Annotated in this window: 16 protein-coding genes; 11 read left to right on the top strand and 5 right to left on the bottom strand. The window is 56.0% G+C overall.

The window, feature by feature from the left end; genetic code table 11:
- Nucleotides 1-2: 2 nt before the first annotated feature.
- Both LZG00_02395 and LZG00_02400 read right to left on the bottom strand, forming a co-directional pair.
- Nucleotides 3-266, bottom strand: a complete 264-nt coding sequence (locus LZG00_02395) for a hypothetical protein (protein MCF3592843.1) — start codon at nt 264-266, stop codon at nt 3-5.
- A 336-nt stretch (nt 267-602) separates the two neighbouring features.
- Nucleotides 603-2,096, bottom strand: a complete 1,494-nt coding sequence (locus LZG00_02400) for a caspase family protein (GenBank protein MCF3592844.1) — start codon at nt 2,094-2,096, stop codon at nt 603-605.
- Between the two features lie 190 nt (nt 2,097-2,286).
- Between LZG00_02400 and LZG00_02405 the strand changes: the two genes are divergently transcribed.
- Together LZG00_02405 and LZG00_02410 are read left to right on the top strand one after the other, a co-directional pair.
- Nucleotides 2,287-3,048, top strand: a complete 762-nt coding sequence (locus LZG00_02405) for a hypothetical protein (GenBank protein MCF3592845.1) — start codon at nt 2,287-2,289, stop codon at nt 3,046-3,048.
- Between the two features lies 1 nt (nt 3,049).
- Nucleotides 3,050-3,748: a hypothetical protein gene (locus tag LZG00_02410; protein ID MCF3592846.1), complete on the top strand. Its 699-nt coding sequence runs from the start codon at nt 3,050-3,052 to the stop codon at nt 3,746-3,748.
- A 7-nt stretch (nt 3,749-3,755) separates the two neighbouring features.
- Here the strand turns inward: LZG00_02410 and LZG00_02415 are convergent, their stop codons facing one another.
- The gene (locus LZG00_02415) at nt 3,756-5,855 is read right to left on the bottom strand and encodes a serine/threonine protein kinase (protein MCF3592847.1); all 2,100 of its coding nucleotides are present in this window, start codon (nt 5,853-5,855) and stop codon (nt 3,756-3,758) included.
- 139 nt (nt 5,856-5,994) lie between these two features.
- Here LZG00_02415 and tssH point away from each other — a divergent pair, with 139 nt between their 5' ends.
- Genes tssH through LZG00_02440 form a run of 5 tightly spaced genes read left to right on the top strand, consistent with a single transcriptional unit; the run spans nt 5,995 to nt 12,903 of the window.
- Entirely contained in the window at nt 5,995-8,748 is a 2,754-nt protein-coding gene (tssH, locus tag LZG00_02420) for a type VI secretion system ATPase TssH (GenBank protein MCF3592848.1), read from the top strand.
- Between the two features lie 18 nt (nt 8,749-8,766).
- Nucleotides 8,767-9,867, top strand: coding sequence for a DUF2169 domain-containing protein (locus LZG00_02425; GenBank protein ID MCF3592849.1), 1,101 nt, complete (start codon nt 8,767-8,769; stop codon nt 9,865-9,867).
- Entirely contained in the window at nt 9,864-10,910 is a 1,047-nt protein-coding gene (locus LZG00_02430; GenBank protein MCF3592850.1) for a 3-oxoacyl-ACP synthase, read from the top strand. The genes LZG00_02425 and LZG00_02430 overlap by 4 nt, the downstream gene beginning before the upstream one ends.
- Nucleotides 10,910-11,965, top strand: a complete 1,056-nt coding sequence (locus tag LZG00_02435) for a DUF4150 domain-containing protein (GenBank protein MCF3592851.1) — start codon at nt 10,910-10,912, stop codon at nt 11,963-11,965. Before LZG00_02430 ends, LZG00_02435 begins: the two co-directional genes overlap by 1 nt.
- Before the next feature lie 11 nt (nt 11,966-11,976).
- Nucleotides 11,977-12,903, top strand: coding sequence for a hypothetical protein (locus tag LZG00_02440; GenBank protein MCF3592852.1), 927 nt, complete (start codon nt 11,977-11,979; stop codon nt 12,901-12,903).
- Here LZG00_02440 and LZG00_02445 read toward each other — a convergent pair.
- Nucleotides 12,900-13,274, bottom strand: a complete 375-nt coding sequence (locus tag LZG00_02445) for a hypothetical protein (protein MCF3592853.1) — start codon at nt 13,272-13,274, stop codon at nt 12,900-12,902. The two genes, LZG00_02440 and LZG00_02445, sit on opposite strands and share 4 nt — an antisense overlap.
- The gene (locus LZG00_02450) at nt 13,274-13,705 is read right to left on the bottom strand and encodes a DUF6484 domain-containing protein (protein MCF3592854.1); all 432 of its coding nucleotides are present in this window, start codon (nt 13,703-13,705) and stop codon (nt 13,274-13,276) included. The genes LZG00_02445 and LZG00_02450 overlap by 1 nt, the downstream gene beginning before the upstream one ends.
- A 260-nt stretch (nt 13,706-13,965) precedes the next feature.
- Here LZG00_02450 and tssA point away from each other — a divergent pair, with 260 nt between their 5' ends.
- Genes tssA through LZG00_02470 form a run of 4 tightly spaced genes read left to right on the top strand, consistent with a single transcriptional unit; the run spans nt 13,966 to nt 17,689 of the window.
- Complete coding sequence (gene tssA / locus LZG00_02455; protein MCF3592855.1) at nt 13,966-15,099, top strand: type VI secretion system protein TssA; 1,134 nt, start codon at nt 13,966-13,968, stop codon at nt 15,097-15,099.
- A gap of 24 nt (nt 15,100-15,123) precedes the next feature.
- Complete coding sequence (tssB, locus tag LZG00_02460) at nt 15,124-15,660, top strand: type VI secretion system contractile sheath small subunit (GenBank protein ID MCF3592856.1); 537 nt, start codon at nt 15,124-15,126, stop codon at nt 15,658-15,660.
- Between the two features lie 2 nt (nt 15,661-15,662).
- Nucleotides 15,663-17,171, top strand: coding sequence for a type VI secretion system contractile sheath large subunit (tssC, locus tag LZG00_02465; GenBank protein MCF3592857.1), 1,509 nt, complete (start codon nt 15,663-15,665; stop codon nt 17,169-17,171).
- Between the two features lie 32 nt (nt 17,172-17,203).
- Nucleotides 17,204-17,689 (top strand): type VI secretion system tube protein Hcp, encoded by a 486-nt coding sequence (locus tag LZG00_02470; protein MCF3592858.1) that lies wholly within the window; start codon nt 17,204-17,206, stop codon nt 17,687-17,689.
- Nucleotides 17,690-17,692: the final 3 nt, after the last annotated feature.

The raw sequence follows: 17,692 nt of genomic DNA on the forward strand, positions 1-17,692 counted from the left end.
TTTCAGGCGTGGCCGCCGGAGAGGGGCCTGCCAGAAGACTCAGCGCCGCAATTGCCAATATTGTGGAAAGGGCGCGCTGAAGGATCGTCAGGCTGGGCATTGTTAGCCCCAACCAGAACCACCGGTGCCACCACCGCTGGATCCGCCACCAGTGCCACCACCAGTTCCGCCACCAGTTCCGCCACCGGTGCCACCGCCAGTTCCACCACCAGTTCCGCCACCGGTGCCGCCACCAGTTCCGCCACCGGTGCCGCCACCAGTTCCACCGCCGCCTCCCTGGGCCGGGCGGGCGGGTGCCGTTTTTTTCGGTTTTGGTTGGGGTTTGGACTTGGAAGCAGCTGCCGCTTTAGACTGCGCTTTCACGGATTGATTTCCCGAGAGGTCGGCCTGAGGCTCTTTCACGCAGGCGGCCAGCGCCAGACAACTGATGAAACCCAAAGTTATTCTGAACATCACAAAATCCCCTTTCAAAAATGGCAAGCGCCGCCTGGCGCGAGTTGGTTTGTCGTAAAACGAAATCTGACAAATATGCTTTGAGGCAAAAAACCGCCCCTTGATTCCCAGAGTACACGAATTGTCGACAAATACCCTAGAGGTATTCCTTACCCGCCTTCGAGGCCGTAAGCGGCGCGCAGGCTACGTTGAGTGCCAGGCCCGAAATCACCATCAATCGCACCAACATAGAATGCGTTCTCTTTTAGCTTGGCCTGAAGAGCTCGCCGTGTTCGAGGTTCCAAAGTGTTGTGATGCAGGGTCAGCGCGGTCAGAACCTCGGGGTTGCCTGCGCGAAGAGCCTGATAGAAAAATGTAGCCGCGTCTTCCTGGCTTTTGCCGGGAACGAAGCCATCATCAATCAGCGAGGCATAGTTGAACATCGCAGGCGCGTTGCGTTGTTCTGCGCCACGGCGAAAATATTGAATGCCCTTGTCCACGTCCGGCGTCAGTCCGAGCATACCTTCGATCTGGAAAAAACCCATGTCGCTGAGGGCTGGCCCATAATTTTGCCGCGCCGACGATTGATAATAGTCGAGCGCTTTGGTGTCATCCTGAGCCACGCCAATGCCGGTCTCGTAAAGGCGGCCCAGTTCATACATGGCTTCGGGCTCACCCAGATCGGCGGCACGCTGTAGGTAGGTGCGCGCGGTTTGGGGATCGTAGCGCGGGCTTTGCGGGTGCAGCCGCATCATCGCCAGCGCAATCATTGAACGGGTGTCATTTTGCTCCTCAGCGAGAAGTTCATATTGTTTCATCAGATCCGGGCGCACTTTTGACCAAGCGTCGATCCGGCCTTGCATGCCAAGCGCCAGTGCCTCGTCCCGCTGACCTGCCGAGGCGAGGTAAAATGGCGTGCCGGTGAGCGAGCCGTAGGTATGCGGTTCCTGGCGGTTGCCGGTGCGGTTGAGAACGTCGTCACGGATTGCCCGAAACATCAGCGAAATTTCGAGATCAGGGCGCGCCATCTTGTCGATGAGCGCCTGGGCAAAGGGGCTATTGTCGCCCTCGCCATCGAGCGCGACATTCCCGTCGCGTGCGGCGAATGCCACAAGTGTGCCCCGGTCAGGAGACGGCGGTGCAAGCCCTCGAGTCCCACGTGTGCTGCGTGATGTATCGCTAGCTTCTGAAGTCTGGGTCAGGTCAATCGCATCGCCAAACGGGTTGTCCCGACAAGAATCAAGGATCACGATCCGCATGGTTCTTGCCCGGTCAACAGTGTGAAGAAGATCTTTTAGCGAGACGGCTTGTTGCTGAACGTCGCGATTGGAGGCCACGTCGGCATCGACAGGAATGAGGAAATTCTCGCCCTGCACCTCAACCCCGTGCCCGGCGAAATAGATCAGCGCAAGTTCGGCAGTTTCGGCTTTGAAAGAAAACTTGTCGAGCGAGGCGCGCAGCTCCTGACCGGTGACATTGATCAGCGTGGTGACATCGAAACCGACCTTTTTCAGCGTTTCAGAAAGGTCAGTTGCATCATTTACAGTGTTTTTGAGCGGTGGGATCGAGCGATAGTCCGATATCCCGATCAGCAACGCGACCCTGTCAGCGGCAAAGGAAGGCCCGGACAGCACCAGAAGAAAAACCAGCAGAAGCATACGCATGGTAAATCCCAAACCCCGGAAATGAAAAGATCAAACACTCGGCGTGAGCCGCGAGCGGAGTATAGCGCCAAGGGCGTTCTGAACCAAGTATGCGAAACCGGGCTTGACGGATGGGGCATGCAAGCAGTGTGATGGAGGGACGAGATGGAATCAATTTTATTTGAAACATTGCGACATGGATAGGTGAGCTGTGGCCCGTTTGCTGATCGGCCAATTCACGCGAATTTCTGGCGCCTTGGTCATTGCTGTTGTGGGAACTATTGGCGCTGGTGTCGGCAAGGCGGAGGCGCAGAGCGAGGTGGGTCATCTGACTCTGCTCGGGATACCCTCTGCCACGGTGGCGCCACATGGTTTGGCCTTTGCGTCGCTATTGTACACCAATCAGCGACAGGGGCCGGCGACAGGCAGCGATGCATCACTGTCATTTGGTGTCGGCTTTGGCGATGCCGCGCGAACGGTCGGTGTTCAGTTGACGGCTGAGGTTACGTCTACGACGAATAACGTGGGCGACTCGGGATACTTTGATCTGAAGTTTTCGCGCCGCATTTCGGATGGGCCAGTTCCAACCTATCTGGCGGTTGGTGCGCAGCGCCTTGGCGGTTGGGGGGATGCCGGAGGTTTGAAGCCGGCGGGTGATCTCACGCTTACGTTCTTCCCGTTTATTGATACCCCGCGCGGCAGGAAACCTCTGATGATTTCGGTTGGCGCAGGGACGCATGTGCGCGCCAATCAGACTGAGCTTGGTGCCTATGGCGGAATTGGCTATGGGTTCACGCCAAGCCTTGCCGCCAGCGCGGCCTGGTATGGCGATCATGGAATTATTGGCGTCTCTTACGCGCCGCGAAACCTGAAGAATATTCAGTTCTCTGCGGCGGTTGTCGATGTTTTCAATGATACGAATGACCGCCGCGCGGTGTTTGGCGTCAGTCTCCTCTTTCCAAAGGTGTTTTAGCATGAGCATTCGAGCCCAAGGTCGTATCTATCGCTACCAACTCTTCGCCGCGCTCGTGGTCGGCTTTGCCGCCGCGCCTTCGGTTAAGGCCGGAGATCAGACGGTCATGCTCGGCTTTCCGGTTTTCATTCCGCATGACATTGTTATCCCGGTTCAGGATGGGACCGGCGAAGGGAGTGAGGGCAATGACGGCGGAATTTCTGATGCAGGCGGGGGAGTAAATTATTCGTCGGCAAACGGCACTTTGGGCAAGGGGGCGAATTTACCCCAAGCTATTGGTCAGGCGCTACAAGACGCGTCGAAATTTTGCAAAAACCTTGCCGGCGCTGAATATGCGATTGATTGCCTTGCCTATGAGTATTGGGAAATCCAAAAGCAGTTGCCTGATTATGGCAAAATGTCCGAGGTGAAGCAGGTTTTGGCCGAGACTTCGAAGAAGCTGCGCAAGCTGGCAAGCGATAATCAAAGCCGGACCAAGCGGCCCGTGCGTGTGACCAAAGGCAGCCGCAAGTTCAACCGCGCGCTTGTGCCTGTGGAGCGCGCGAAACTGCCCAAGCTCACACGCGATGCGGCGACAATCATCAACAATGGTGCCACTCTTCTGATCCGAGCAAGCGGAGATTCAAATCGAAAACGCGCGCAATATCAGCAGATCGCGCAGTCGATGCAAACGGGCGCGATTATGCTGCGCTCGCTATGACGGGGCGTCAGCGTCGCGCCTCTAGAATGCGGCTCGCCATGCCGATGAGCACGGTTTCGTCCAGTTTTACCGCTTCGCTTAGCGCTTCTGCGACTGAGCGTACGCTTTCGTCGCGTGGCCGTCGCATATCGAAGAGGGGTTTATGGCTGAGAATGGCGATCACTTCGCTTTTGCCATAATCGCCATCAGTTACTTGCATGGCGAGACGGGTTTGATCTTGCAGAAACTCGTCAATCGACCAGAGCACGCGAACGCGTCTGACGCCATTTTCAACCACGCCAAGCCGCACGATATCATGTTCGGTGTTGTTTATGTTGGGCAGGACGTGGAATACCTTGCCCGTGTTATCCACCACCATCACCCAGAGCGATCCCTGATCAAGGGTTTCGGGCAGCAACACGTCAACCACTGGGTTGTCGCCTGTTTGAAACACGCCCGTGAGCGTCGTCTGCCCACTCTTGCCGTCGGTCAGCGAGATTGACACGTTTCCGGTAGGGGCTTTGGGCAGGACCGCGCGAATGGCACAAAGATCATCGTTCAACACAGTTGTCTCGAAGCGCAAAGTGCGGTCCCCGATTTGCGGCTCTAGCGTCGACTTCAGATCACGGATAGTGTCAGAGTTCGCCAGATCGCCGGCGATAATTATGGTGTCGTTCAGCATGTAATCTGCGGCGGGCGCATCGCGTTGGATCAACCGCCCGCAGGTTGCCAGCTCATCAAGAGAGTCCTGTACCTTGTCGACGGCCAAGCGTGTTGGTCCGGCAGATATGTTGAGCGAGGCCACGACACCGACGTTGGTGCCCCAGCTATTGATCTCTTCAGTGAGGCGCTGTTTCTCGGCGCGGGTTGATGCCACGCCAGAGATCTCGGCCGTCATATTCGCAACATCGACGTCCCAGTAATCGAGGCTGGCAGCCAGACCGACAAGGTCCATCGCTACGCTGGGCCAGCTTTCAGAGGGCATCCCCTGGGCCAGGGTAATCGCCTCGTCGCTTGGCATCTGTCCGGTGATTTCTGCAAAACCTGCCCTTATGGCGATGGCGGTTTCTTTGTCCGGTGCATGGGCGGAAAAGCGCGACACGCCCGCTTCGTTCAAACTGGCGTGCAACTCATATGGATCGGCAAGGGGAAGGGGCGGGGCAAATAGTTCATCGAGCGCACCCGAAAGCCATGCGCCCAATCCGCCTGCGATCAGCAGGGTGACCAAGAGCAGTGGCACCATAGGAGAGCGCTTTTTGCGCTTGCGTTTGGTGCTTTTAGAGCCGCTTTCCTCAAGCGGTTTGAGCATGGTGCCGAGCCGAACCAGCGCCAATTCAGCACTTTGCGGGCGCTTGTTTGGGTCGGGCGCGGCAAGCCAGTCGACAAGTTCGCGAAGAGGCTCGCTTAGGCCCGATGTGTCGAGAGGCTCGGCTTTTTTGCGCACGATCTCGCCCGGCGTTGTGCCGAGGTGGGGAACATCGCGGCGATGTGCCGCCAGAATTGAGGCGCCAAGCGCGTAAAGGTCGGCCCGCCGGTCGGCATGACCATCAAGCTGTTCGGGCGCGGCATATTCGTATTTACCGGCAAATTCATTGCCGACAATGGTCATCGCTCCGGCAGCCGTGTCCTTGGCGATGCCGAAATCAATGATCGTTGCCTGTTCGGGGTCACCGCCGCGCAGGATGATGTTGTCGGGCGACAAATCGCGGTGCACGATTCCGGCTTTGTGGGTAGCTACCAATCCCTCTAGCACCCGATGCGCAATAACCAGAAGGTCGCGATCATCGACCTTTCGTTCAAGCATGACATCGTTCAGCGAGGGGCCATCAATATAGTCCATAACCAGGAAGACGTGACCCTGATCGGTGCGCGAACATTCGATGTAGCGCACCACGGCGTCGTGCAGAATCGCGCGCATCTGATCTTCGCGTTTCATCAGTTCGACGTAATCGGCCTTGCCTGAAAACCGGGTGTTCAATGCCTTGATTGCGATTTCACGCTCATTGATCTGATTGCGGGCGAGATAGACCTCGCCGGTGCCGCCGCGCCCCAAAACCCCAATGATTTCATAGGTGTTGTTAAGAACCTGCCCGAGCTTGAAAATGTCGGTCGGCATTGGGTCTTTCATTAGACGCTCCCTGCTGCCGGGCCCGGATCTGGCAGAAAAAATGTCGCTCGGTAAGGAATTCCGGTCTATGCTTAACTTAATACATATTCGATTATTTCACCGCATTTAGGTGACAACAACATTTTTTCGGAGATTTTCCATGACCGCACGTGGCTCGCAGGAGACCGTCAAGCGCAAGGAGTTGGTGGGAAAACTCAATCCGACCTGTTTGAAGGCATTCTCTGCCGCAGCCCAGGCCGCCAAGGCGCGTGGCAACCCCTATGTGGAGCTTGTGCATTTCATCACCGCGCTGGCCGATGCGGAACGTTCGGATTTTGCAATACTGCTGGAATCGGCGGGGGTTGAACGGGCGCAGTTTGATGGCGAACTGGTCAGAGCCATCGACGCATTGCCGCATGGTGCGGGGTCGGTCGAAGAGTTTTCAGATCATATATTTCGCGCCATTCGGGAAGCCTGGAGCTATGGGTCGCTTGAGTTTGGAGAGGATCAGGTGCGATCGGCCTATATCCTTTTGGGTTGCCTTCAGGTGCCGGTGCTTGAGGGGCTGCTATATAAAATGAGCCTTGAGTTCGACAAGATTGATCCCAAGTCGATGGCGGCGCAGCTTGATGACTTGCTGGTGCAATCTCTTGAGCGAACGTTTGATGAGACGGATAGCCCGCAGGCGAAGAAAGCGCCCGGTGGGCAATCGGCCCTGGCGCAATATGCCACCAATTTGACGCAGCGTGCGCGGGATGGGAAAATTGACCCGATTGTCGGGCGCGATGCAGAGATCCGCCAGATTGTGGATATCCTGCTGCGGCGCAAGCAGAACAACCCGATTTTGACCGGCGAGGCGGGGGTCGGGAAGACCGCCGTAGTGGAAGGTTTTGCCCAGAGGCTTGCGCGGGGTGATGTGCCGCCGCAACTGCGTAATGTTGAGCTACAACTGCTCGATATTGGGTTGATGCAGGCCGGGGCCTCGGTGAAAGGTGAATTCGAAAAGCGATTGAAGGCGGTGATTGAGGAGGTTCAAAGTTCGGACATTCCGATCATCTTGTTCATCGACGAGGCGCATACGTTGATTGGAGCGGGCGGGGCTGCGGGTACTGGTGACGCTGCCAACCTGCTTAAACCGCCGCTGGCACGCGGAGAGTTGCGCACCATCGCGGCCACCACTTGGGCCGAATTCAAGCAGCATATCGAGCCTGATCCGGCCCTGACCCGCCGCTTTCAGGTGGTGAAGGTTGAGGAGCCATCCGAGGACAAGGCAATTTTGATGTGTCGCGGCATCGCCGGGGTTCTGGAAAAACACCATAAAGTCGAACTTCTTGATGAGTCCATCGAGGCGGCTGTGAAGCTATCGCATCGTTATATCCCGTCACGGCAATTGCCGGATAAGGCGATCAGCCTTTTGGATACTGCCTGTGCGCGCGTCGCCGTTTCGCAGCATTCCACGCCAGCGGAAGTGGAAGACATTGAACGGCGGCTTTCCGCGCTTGAGATCGAGCAAGGTATCATTGAGCGCGAAGAGGCCATTGGAATCGATGTGACGGAGCGCAAGAGCGACGTCGAAGCCGCTATCCAAACGGCGCAGATTGCGCTTGAAGCAGCGAATTTGCGGTGGGAGGCGGAGAAAGAGTTGGTTGGCGAAATTCTTGACCTGCGCGCGAAATTGCGTGGTATCGGACATGCCATCGACGAAACGACGGCTGTGGGCGATGCACCTCTGGAAACTGTTGAGGAAGAGGTCTCCGAAGACGCCGCGAGCAATGATGTGGCCGATTCCGAGACCGAGCCAGAGATTGAAGAAGAGCCATTTGATCGCGATGCGGCGCTGGGCACTTTGCGTGAACGGATGGCGCAATTGCTTGAGCATCAGGGCGAGACGCCGTTGATCCTGCCTGCGGTCGACAAGCAAGCGGTGGCGTCGGTTGTTCAGGATTGGACGGGTATTCCGATGGGTCGGATGCTGGCCAGCCAGACAGAGCGCGCGCTTTCACTGGCGGGCACATTGGCGGAACGCGTCGTTGGTCAGGACCATGCGATGGAGATGATTGCCAACCGCATCCAGACCGCTGCGGCCGGGCTCAAACCGCCGGAAAAGCCGGTAGGGGTGTTTCTGCTTTGTGGCCCCTCGGGCGTGGGAAAGACCGAGACGGCGCTGGCGTTGGCTGAACAGATGTTTGGCGGCGAAGACAACATCATCTCGATCAATATGAGCGAATTTCAGGAAGCGCATACCGTCTCGACGCTTAAAGGCGCGCCTCCGGGATATGTTGGCTATGGCAAGGGCGGTATTCTGACCGAAGCGGTGCGTCGACGCCCCTATTCGGTAGTGCTTCTGGATGAAGTGGAAAAGGCGCATCCCGATGTGCATGAGATCTTCTTTCAAGTGTTCGACAAGGGCATGATGGACGATAGTGAAGGCCGCAGGATTGATTTCAAGAACACGCTTATTCTGATGACGTCAAATGTGGGGTCGGATGAGATCATGGCGATGACCGATGACGGCGCCAAACATGCCGATCAGGAGGAATTGAATGCAGCCCTTCGCGCGCCGCTTCTCAAGGAATTTCCCGCAGCCTTGTTGGGACGGGTGGTGACGATCCCTTATTATCCGCTGTCGGATATTATGATCCAGACGATTGCCACTCACAAGTTGCGCTCGATCGCGAAACGGCTGGTTGAGGGGCATGGCGCGGAATTGGAGATCGGCGAGGGGGCTATCGAATTGATCAAAGCGCGCTGCACCGAGATCGAATCTGGCGGCAGAATGATTGATGCAATCCTGACCAACACGCTGCTTCCTGAGATGAGCCGTCGCATCCTGAATTATCAGCTGGGTGGTGGTGAACTCACCAAGGTTACGATCAAAGGCGGCGACGAAGGGTTTGAATACGAATTCGCTTGATCACGAGGGCGCAAGCCAATGCAGGTTTTCAATCGCACACCTTACATTTGGTTTCCGACGATGGGAATGGATGTGGCTGGCCGCGAATTTCTAGTCTTGGTTATCAAGGGAAGCTTTGCTTTTCCCGATCATTCCGACGGCGTGCCCAAACCGCTATCGACGCAGACACCTTTTGTGACGGCGGATACCTTTACCGGTGAGCCGGGCTATTCCGCGACCCGGTGGGAGACCGATTTTGCCTTTCGAAAGCAGGCTTGTGATGTGGTGGTGCAAGGGGCGGCCTATGCGCCGGGCAGCAAGCCGGTTGAGATGGCGCAGGTTGGTTTGCGTGTTGGACAATGGTCGAAACGCTTTCATGTGGTGGGGCATCGTGAATGGGTTGTGGTGGGTCCAAGCATTTCGGCCAGTCGCCCACAACCGTTCACGCGCCAGCCCTTTAGTTATGACACTGCGTTTGGGGGTGTTGATCGGTTAAACCCGGACGTTCCCAATCCCCCCGCATATGCAGAAAACCCGGCCGGGCGCGGGTATGCTTCGCCCAAGAACCAATCGCGGCTGCCCGGCGCGCCCCTGCCCAATACCGAGGAAATTGGCGACCCTGTGACGTCGCCCTATGGAAGCTATCGGCCGATGGCGTTGGGACCGGTCACGCGCGGCGTGCCACGACGGCTGAAATATGGCGGAACGTATGACAAGAATTGGGAGGACAATATCTTTCCGTTCCTGCCGCCAGATTTTGACGAGCGGTATTATCAGCAAGTCGGTGAAGACCAGCAGATCGCCGCACCTCAGCCCGGCACGGAGGTGGTGTTATTGAACCTGACACCGAATGGCCGTGAGGGGTTTCGCTTGCCAGACACGCGCTTGCCGATACGCATTTTTCGCAGTCGCGATACCGCTCTGGAAAAGACGCTTGTGCCGGATAGTTTGTTGATTGACGCTGAGAAGCGCCGTTTCTCGCTGACCTGGCGTGCGGAGGTTCCGATTTTGCGCCACTTGACCGAATTCCGTCAGGCTTGGATCGGGGCACCTTCGCGTGGTCTTATGTTGGCACGGCGGTCGGGGAAAACCTATGTCGGACGGGAAAGTGTGCGCGCTGATCTGGACCCGGTTGAATGAGCAACGGGGTAAATATCCTTTCTGCTGGGATGGTTACGGCTGTCGGGCTTGATCGTGCTGCTTCGTGTGCTGCCATGCGGGGCAATATTGATGGCTTTCAGGAAACCCGCTTTTTGGGCCATGGCGGAGATTGGCTTATCGGTGCATCGGTGCCTTTGCCGCGCAATTGGATTGGTGAAAAACGCTTGGCGCATCTTGCTGCCGGTTCGATTGTGGATGCGCTTGAAGGGCATTGGGCAACGTTGGGCCGTCTGCTTTTGGTGCTTTGTTTGTCGGAGCCCGAACGCCCGGGGCGCCCGATACGTAATGTTGAAAAATTCGCGGCGAATGTGCGGTCTTATTCCGGGCTTGCGGAGGCGACGCGCACCCTTGTTGCCGAGCATGGCCGCCCGTCCGGGTTTGTCGCACTTGACCGCGCACGCGCGGCGATGGCTGATGACCGTGCCGATCATGTTTTGATTGTGGGCGTTGATACCATGCTTACCGGTCCCTCGATTTCGCATTACAATCGCATTGGGCGCCTGCTTACCTCTGACAATTCCAACGGTTTTTTGCCTGGTGAAGCCTCTGCCGCTATTCTTTGCGCCGCAGGTAAACCGACGCATTTCTCGCTTTCCGGTCTGGGGCTGGCTGCGGAAGATGCATTCATGCTGAACGGCAAGGATGAAGAGGGGGCTGATCTGCCGCTGCGCGGGGATGGGATGACTTCGGCTTATAAGCGCGCGATGGATCAGGCCGGAGTGACCTTGGCCGGGATCGAATACCGTCTTTCCGATCTGATCGGTGAAGCCTACTTTTTCAAGCAGACCGCACTTGCCGCGTTGCGACTTGAACGAGGGCGCTCTGCTTTTCAGGATATTTGGAGCCCGGCAGAGACGCTGGGAAATGTTGGTGCCGCCGTTGTGCCTTTGATGATTGGCTGGGCGCTTGAAGCTTTCGAAAAAGGCTATGACCCCGGAAGCCCGTTATTGATCGAAGCGTCGGGCGACAACGGCGCCTGTGGTGCGGCGGTTTTCCACACGGCACGAAAGAGGGCTGCATAATGGGCGGTGTGTTTGCGAACGGATTGGAAATTTCCGGGAAATCGGTGCAGGCCCAGACGATTGCGGCGTTTCCCGATGTCTGCATGACGCCCCCGGAAAACCCGGCGACGCCACCAGGCGTGCCCGTGCCATATCCGAATTTTGCCATGGCAAGCGATACCGAAAAAGGCACCGGTAAGGTCAAGATCAAGAATAAAGAGGTCAATCTCAAGAACAAGTCCGACATGAAGCGCACCTCGGGCGATGAGGCGGGATGTGCCGCCAAGAAGGGCGTGATCACTTCAAAAAACATGGGCAAAAGCTATTTCAACGCCTGGTCGCCGGATGTGAAGTTTGAGGGTAAGCCGGTCGTGCGGATGTCGGATATCACCACGAACAACCACGCTTCGCCGGTTGGGAATACGCCGCCTTGGCCGCATATCGCTTCGATGAATGTGGCAGGTGGTGATTGCGAGGCGATTTATGCCGAGCTTGGCGGTCATGCGCACAAGGACAATCCCTGTAATGCCTCGGAAACGGGGCGATGGTCTGAACACACGATCCGAGCAGCCACATTGCAACGCAAGCGCAGCACGACTACTTGCCCGAGTTGGCCAAAATACGACGATCAGCAAGCCCCCTGCATCTGCATGAATTCACGCCGGATCAACAAGCGGTCTGACGAGCCGTCGCTCAAAGGGATGCCGCATGACAAAAAGACAAAATCAGTCAAAAGTTTCCTGAACAAATGCAGGGTAGGCTGTATGTCGCCCTCGGGAAGCATTTCGTCATGTAAGAAAAAATGTGTCGTGCCAACAGCCGGAGAAATGTTGAAAGTCTCGGTCGATGCGACCTCTGAAAACCACTCTCGCATAAAGAAAAAGAGCGAAAAAGAGCAAGAGCAGATGGGCGAATGTCTAACCTTGATCAACATGGCTTACATGGCTGGTGTCGATGAGAAGGATACCGAAGCGGAGGCCAAGAAGAAGATGGACGATGCAAAGAAAAAACCGGTCTGCACAAAGGGCGTCTGTAAAGCAACGAAAGCTGCGACGTGCCACGGTTGCGGAACCTGAGGAGGCGTTGAATGGACTATTTCGACGAAATTTTTGCGCGCGGTGCGGGCTATGTGGAAGTCATAAATGCGTTCTGCTTCTCGCCTGATTTTGTCTTTGTGCTGCTTGAAGCAAGGGACGAAGATGAAGAGCTTGAAGCATCGGCATTGCTCAAAGTTCCGATGTCTGATCCCATGGGTTTTTCCACGTTAGATTTGTTCGACTACGGATCACTGGACTATCACGCCGAAGACGGCGAGACGCATTTTGTGTTGGCGCAGGGTGAGTTTTTGCGCCTTACCAAGAACGGTGAGTTTAGTTTTCACCACTTTGTCTCGACGGAGTTCGAGATGCTGAACCTTGCAGGAATAGACCGCAATCGCGTCATGGTCTTTGGTCAGGACGGGCGCGCATATCAGTTTCAGGATGGTGCCTATACCCAAGTGCCGACGCACACGGATGGCTATCTCAATGCGATGCATATTCCTAAACAGGGCAAGGCCTATGCAGGTGGAAACTTTGGAGTATTCCTTGAAGGCAGCGCAGAGGCGCTTACGCCAGTAGAAATAGGATCACAGGATTTTATTCAGGCCGTTCATGTCACATCATCAGGGTTGGTTTTGCTCGGCTGCGATGATGGTATGGCAATGACATACGACGGTGACGAACTCGTCCGAATGGAAGGGTATCCATCTGGCTTCAGATCGGTCGGAGAATTTCGTGGGGTTGAATACTGGGGCGACGATGAATTCGGCATCTACGCCAGACGAGGACAAGAGCTTGAACCGGTTTTTGAGACGACCTATGCGTTTCAGATCAATGCCACACAAGACTTGATGACAGTGAACGCGGGCTATAGATTTTATGTGTTTAACGGCAAAGATTGGGCTGCTTTCCGCGTCAATCCCGACCCGGTTAAGTTGATCGAGCGTATCCCACTGGATTTCACGCCAAGCTAGTTCTTGGCGGAGGTGTTTGGTGGTTTGGCGGTCAGGTGTGAACTGATGTAATCTCGCACGCGCTTCAAATCCAACGCGGCGACTTTCAAATCGCGTGCGCCCGGCTGTAGCATCCGCAACACGAACAACTCTCCGGCTTCGGGAAATTCGTCATAACGCTCTTGTGCAATTCTAAGCCCTTCGGCGCCTGCGACACGCAACCCATCAACGTGGGCTTCCAGCTGTTCGAGAACTCGGGAAATTCGTTCTTCGTCCATGTTTTCATTGCCGGGATCGTCTGGGTTGAGCAGCGCGTCGTCATAAATGGTCCAGAGGAACGCAGCCTGCTCAGCGTGCTGGCGCACGATGTCTTTGAGAACCGGGATGGTCATTAATTTAGGTTCACGGAACCGCCACGAATGCGGTTCGAAGACGACGCATGCGACACCAAATGCTTACCGCGAATAGTAATGTGCCCATCCTTTTCCATGATGATGGCTGATTTCCCCACCCGCAGTTCGATCCGCTCTTCGGCTGTTATTCTTACAGTTTCGCCATCACGCACGACGCTGAGCGGTTTTTCGGGAGCATCTGTTCGCACGGGTTCGACAATTCGCCCGATTATTAGCGGACGAGTGCGATCTCCATCTTCGAACAAGAGTGCCATTTCGCAGCCTGTATCCTCAGCCGAGAGAGCGCAGAGTGCACGCGCCAGGCGAGCCTCCTCGCTGGGGTTCCCTGGATAAACCACCAGGGGGTTAGAACCCTCGAAGCCCATCAGCATGCCGATTACAACACCTTCGGTTCTGTCTTTCACATCCATGACAACACCTTCGCGTAGCTTGTCGGACAAGTATTCCACAGCTTGGGCAATTCACCAAGGCCGGTGGCATCCTGACCGGGGTGAAATGAACTCGTCGCTAGTGCGCGAGGGCGGGGCAAGTCAGGAAAACCCGCCAGTAGGGGGCATTAGGGTAGGGAATACCTGTCCCTTCCAAACTGAGCCCGAAGTTGCAAGAATCGGAAACATCTGAAAGAGTTAACGTAAGATTATTTTTTAAATCTAATTCAGGGTCGGGGGGTATGGATTTTTCAAGCCTCCTCGTGACGGTCGGTGACGACGCGCCCTCCGGTATCGAGCTAAGGAACGATTCAAGGTTTCATGCAATTGAGAGATTGCTCGAACCCGCCGCACGTGAGAACCGGCTGAACCCGGACGGGTCGCTTAATGAAAGCGCTCCGCTAGTGGATTGGCAGGACGTTCTGGATAAGTCGATGGCGTTGGCCCGCGACGGTCGCGACCTGCGTCTTTTGGTAATCGTTGTTCGCGCGGTTGCGGCGGTTGAGGATTTCGAGGGCCTGGCGCAAGGGCTGGCTTTGTTGACCGAGACAGTGGCGGAGTATTGGGACAGCCTGCACCCTGAATTGCGCGCGCGTGATGATCCCAAGGCGGCTGCGCTGGCGCGCATCAATGCGCTCAAGCAGCTTGAAAATGACGGCAATGGTTTGTTGGGGGATCTGAAGTATTCGACCCTGCTGAACATGCGGGGCTTGGGCGCGATTGCCGGTCTGGATTTGGCAGAAGCGGCGCTTAGCAATTTTGAGTTCCTCAACCGTGCTCCTTCCGGGTTGAACGAAACCGAGAAGGCTGCATTGCTCGAAAAGCACAAGCGCAAGGTCAATCGCGTTAACGCGGCTTGTCGTGCACTTGCCGCCGAGGAGGCAGAACGAGCGGCTGCGGTTATTGTTGCGATTTCGAAGTGCGAAACCGAGATTGATAAGCTGTGTGCACAGATTTCGAAGAGCGGCGGGTTTGGCAGTGATCTCGCGCTTTCCTTGCCGGAGTTGAGCGAGTTTCTCGCCCAGGTCAGGGCGTCGTTCGAAGCAGGAGTTACTGCAATGTCTGATGAAGACACCGACAGCGCAACCCCGGCTGGTGAAAGCCCCGCGCCCGCAGCAGCGCCTGCGGCCAGCGCAGCCAACGGATCCGCAGCGGTCGCACCTGGGGCGATCAATTCGCGTCGGGATGTTGAAAAAAGTCTTGATGCGATTGTCGCTTTTTATGAACGCACCGAACCTTCGAGCCCAATCCCGCATCTGGCGCGAAGAATACGCCGGATGGTCTCGATGGATTTTCTTGAATTGATGGAAGAGATCGCCCCATCCGGGCTGAAGGAATTCAGCTCGGTGGCGGGGGTCGACACAAAAAAGAAATAGAACAGAAGTGAAAGGCTTAAAGACATGAGTGAAAGCAAGCAGAAGGTCATCGAGAGAAACCGCGCACCGCGCGTTCAGATCGCCTATGATGTCGAACATTACGGAAGCCCGACAACCATCGAACTGCCATTTGTGATGGGCGTGATGGCTGATCTGGCGGGGGCGTCAGAAACCCCTGAGGCGAAAAAATCGGTCAACGACCGCACTTTTGTCGAAACAGATGCGGGCCGTTTCAACAAGTTCATGGAGGCGCTTGGCCCACGGGTGAAGGCGCGAGTTAAGAACACGCTACCGGTCAAGGAAGGCGAAGAGGGTGACGAAGAAATGTTTGTCGACCTGTCCTTCAAGAACATGTCGGATTTCGCACCTGACAAGGTGGCGCAGCAGGTTCCGGCACTGGCCGAGCTTTTGGAGATGCGCCGCCGGTTGGAAGAATTGCTGGGGTATATGGATGGCAAGGTCGATGCCGAAAAGCGCATCGCCCAGCTTCTGAACAATGAACCGCTTTTGGCCCAGGCGGCCGAAGAAGCGATGAAGGTCAACGAAGGTAAGGAGAGCTGATCATGGCTGAGAAAAAACAAGAAGCCAGTGCAGGCGCCGCCGAAGCCGAAGCGCTTGATCTGGGCGAATTCAGCGAACTTCTGGAAAAGGATTTCCGCGTCAAAGACAAAGACAGCGACAAGCTGAAAGATCTGGTCTCGAACCTTGCGCTGGCCGCTCAGGAGCGGGCCGGAACCGCGACTATCTCGGGCAATGCGGTCAAGTCGATTAAATCGCTGATCTCGGGGATCGATTCGATCTTGTCTCAGCAAATGAACGAAATCCTGCATTCCGATGAAGTGCGTGAAATGGAAGGCACCTGGCGCGGGCTGCATTATTTGGTGAACAATACCGAAACGGATCAGAAGCTGAAAATCCGGGTGTTGAACATCAAGAAGAACGAGTTGGCAGACACTCTGGAAGACTATGAAGGCCAGATGTGGGACCAATCGCCGGTCTTCAAGAAGCTCTATACTGATGAGTATTCGATGTTTGGTGGTGAGCCGTTTGGCGCACTTGTCGGGGCTTATGAGTTTTCGCAGCACCCGCGTGATGTGGGCATGTTGCGCAACCTGTCGGGCATTTGTGCCTCGGCGCACGCGCCGTTTATCGCTGCCGCCGCGCCTCAGCTTTTCCGTATGGAAAGCTGGCAGGAACTGCCCAATCCGCAGGATCTGGAACAGATTGTCAGCTCGCCGGATTATGCCAGTTGGCAGAGTCTGCGCGAGAGCGAGGACGCCCGCTATATCGGTTTGACCATGCCACGGGTTCTTGCGCGTCTGCCTTATGGTGCGGAAACCGTACCGGTGAAGGGGTTTGATTTCGAAGAGGTGATCGACGGCAAGCACGATCACTATACCTGGATGAACGCTGCGTTCACGATGGGTGTGAACATCAACCGCAGTCACAAGCTTTATGGTTGGGGCACGCAAATCCGGGGTGTGGAATCGGGGGGCACGGTGACGAACCTGCCGGTACACTCGTTCCCAACTGATGATGGGTCAGTGGCGATGAAATGCCCCACCGAAATCGCCATTGATGACCGGCGAGAGGCCGAACTGGCCAAGCTGGGATTGATGCCGATCTTGCACCGCAAGAATACCGATGTGGCCGCGTTTATCGGCGCACATTCCTTGCAGGATGACGAAGCCCGTGCCGGGCGTCTGGTTGATCCGGATGCGCAGGCCAACGAGCGGCTTTCGGCAAATCTGCCTTATCTTTTCCCGGTGTCGCGTTTTGCTCATTACCTCAAAGCAATTGCGCGCGACAAAGTCGGCACGTTCAAAGAGCGCGGCGACATGCAGGTTTGGCTCAGCGAGTGGATTAACCGCTATGTGCTGGCCAACCCGGCCATGGCTGATGACAAGGCCAAGGCCAAAAGGCCGCTTGCAGCGGCAGAGGTTCAGGTGGATTCGGTGGAAGGCCGTCCGGGATATTACAACGCCCGGTTCTATCTGCGTCCGCATTACCAACTCGAAGGCATCAACGCGAGCTTGCGGCTCGTGTCTGAGCTGCCTTCGGTGAAAACTTGAAGCAAGACCATTTTTGAAAAAGGAGACTTCTAATGCCCATTACCGGCTATATGAAAATGCCCGACATTGACGGCGAATCTCAACGTGCCGATCATGAAGACGAAATCGACATTCACGATGTTATGTGGATTATCGAACAGGCCTCTGTTGCTCAGGTTGGTCGTGGCCGCTCGCAAGCGCGCGCCAAGGTCGAAGCGTTGAAGTGCAAGAAATATTATGACTGCGCCTCACCCTATATCGCGCTGGCATGTATGCAGGCCAAATCCCTTGACGAGGTTGTTCTGAGTGTTCGCAAGGATTCAGGCGAAGCCCATCTTGATTATCTTATCATCACCATGACCAACGTGATCATTTCCAGCTATCATGTGCTGGGCGTTGGTGACGGCGAAGGTCAGATGATCGAGGAAGAATTTGGGTTGGCCTTTGAAGAGGTCAATATCAAATACACTGTCCAGGCCGACGACCATTCGGCAGGCGATGAGCATGAGGTCGAATTCGATATCGCTGCGGGCAAGTAGTCG

The organism is Rhodobacteraceae bacterium LMO-JJ12 (assembly GCA_021555075.1).
Classification (GTDB): Bacteria; Pseudomonadota; Alphaproteobacteria; order Rhodobacterales; family Rhodobacteraceae; genus JAKGBX01.

Coding starts and splice junctions, on each gene's coding strand:
- LZG00_02400 (MCF3592844.1), bottom strand. CDS start 2,096: ATGCGTATGCTTCTGCTGGTTTTTCTTCTGGTGCTGTCCGGGCCTTCC.
- LZG00_02410 (MCF3592846.1), top strand. CDS start 3,050: ATGAGCATTCGAGCCCAAGGTCGTATCTATCGCTACCAACTCTTCGCC.
- LZG00_02415 (MCF3592847.1), bottom strand. CDS start 5,855: ATGAAAGACCCAATGCCGACCGACATTTTCAAGCTCGGGCAGGTTCTT.
- tssH (MCF3592848.1), top strand. CDS start 5,995: ATGACCGCACGTGGCTCGCAGGAGACCGTCAAGCGCAAGGAGTTGGTG.
- LZG00_02425 (MCF3592849.1), top strand. CDS start 8,767: ATGCAGGTTTTCAATCGCACACCTTACATTTGGTTTCCGACGATGGGA.
- LZG00_02430 (MCF3592850.1), top strand. CDS start 9,864: ATGAGCAACGGGGTAAATATCCTTTCTGCTGGGATGGTTACGGCTGTC.
- LZG00_02435 (MCF3592851.1), top strand. CDS start 10,910: ATGGGCGGTGTGTTTGCGAACGGATTGGAAATTTCCGGGAAATCGGTG.
- LZG00_02440 (MCF3592852.1), top strand. CDS start 11,977: ATGGACTATTTCGACGAAATTTTTGCGCGCGGTGCGGGCTATGTGGAA.
- LZG00_02445 (MCF3592853.1), bottom strand. CDS start 13,274: ATGACCATCCCGGTTCTCAAAGACATCGTGCGCCAGCACGCTGAGCAG.
- LZG00_02450 (MCF3592854.1), bottom strand. CDS start 13,705: ATGGATGTGAAAGACAGAACCGAAGGTGTTGTAATCGGCATGCTGATG.
- tssA (MCF3592855.1), top strand. CDS start 13,966: ATGGATTTTTCAAGCCTCCTCGTGACGGTCGGTGACGACGCGCCCTCC.
- tssB (MCF3592856.1), top strand. CDS start 15,124: ATGAGTGAAAGCAAGCAGAAGGTCATCGAGAGAAACCGCGCACCGCGC.
- tssC (MCF3592857.1), top strand. CDS start 15,663: ATGGCTGAGAAAAAACAAGAAGCCAGTGCAGGCGCCGCCGAAGCCGAA.
- LZG00_02470 (MCF3592858.1), top strand. CDS start 17,204: ATGCCCATTACCGGCTATATGAAAATGCCCGACATTGACGGCGAATCT.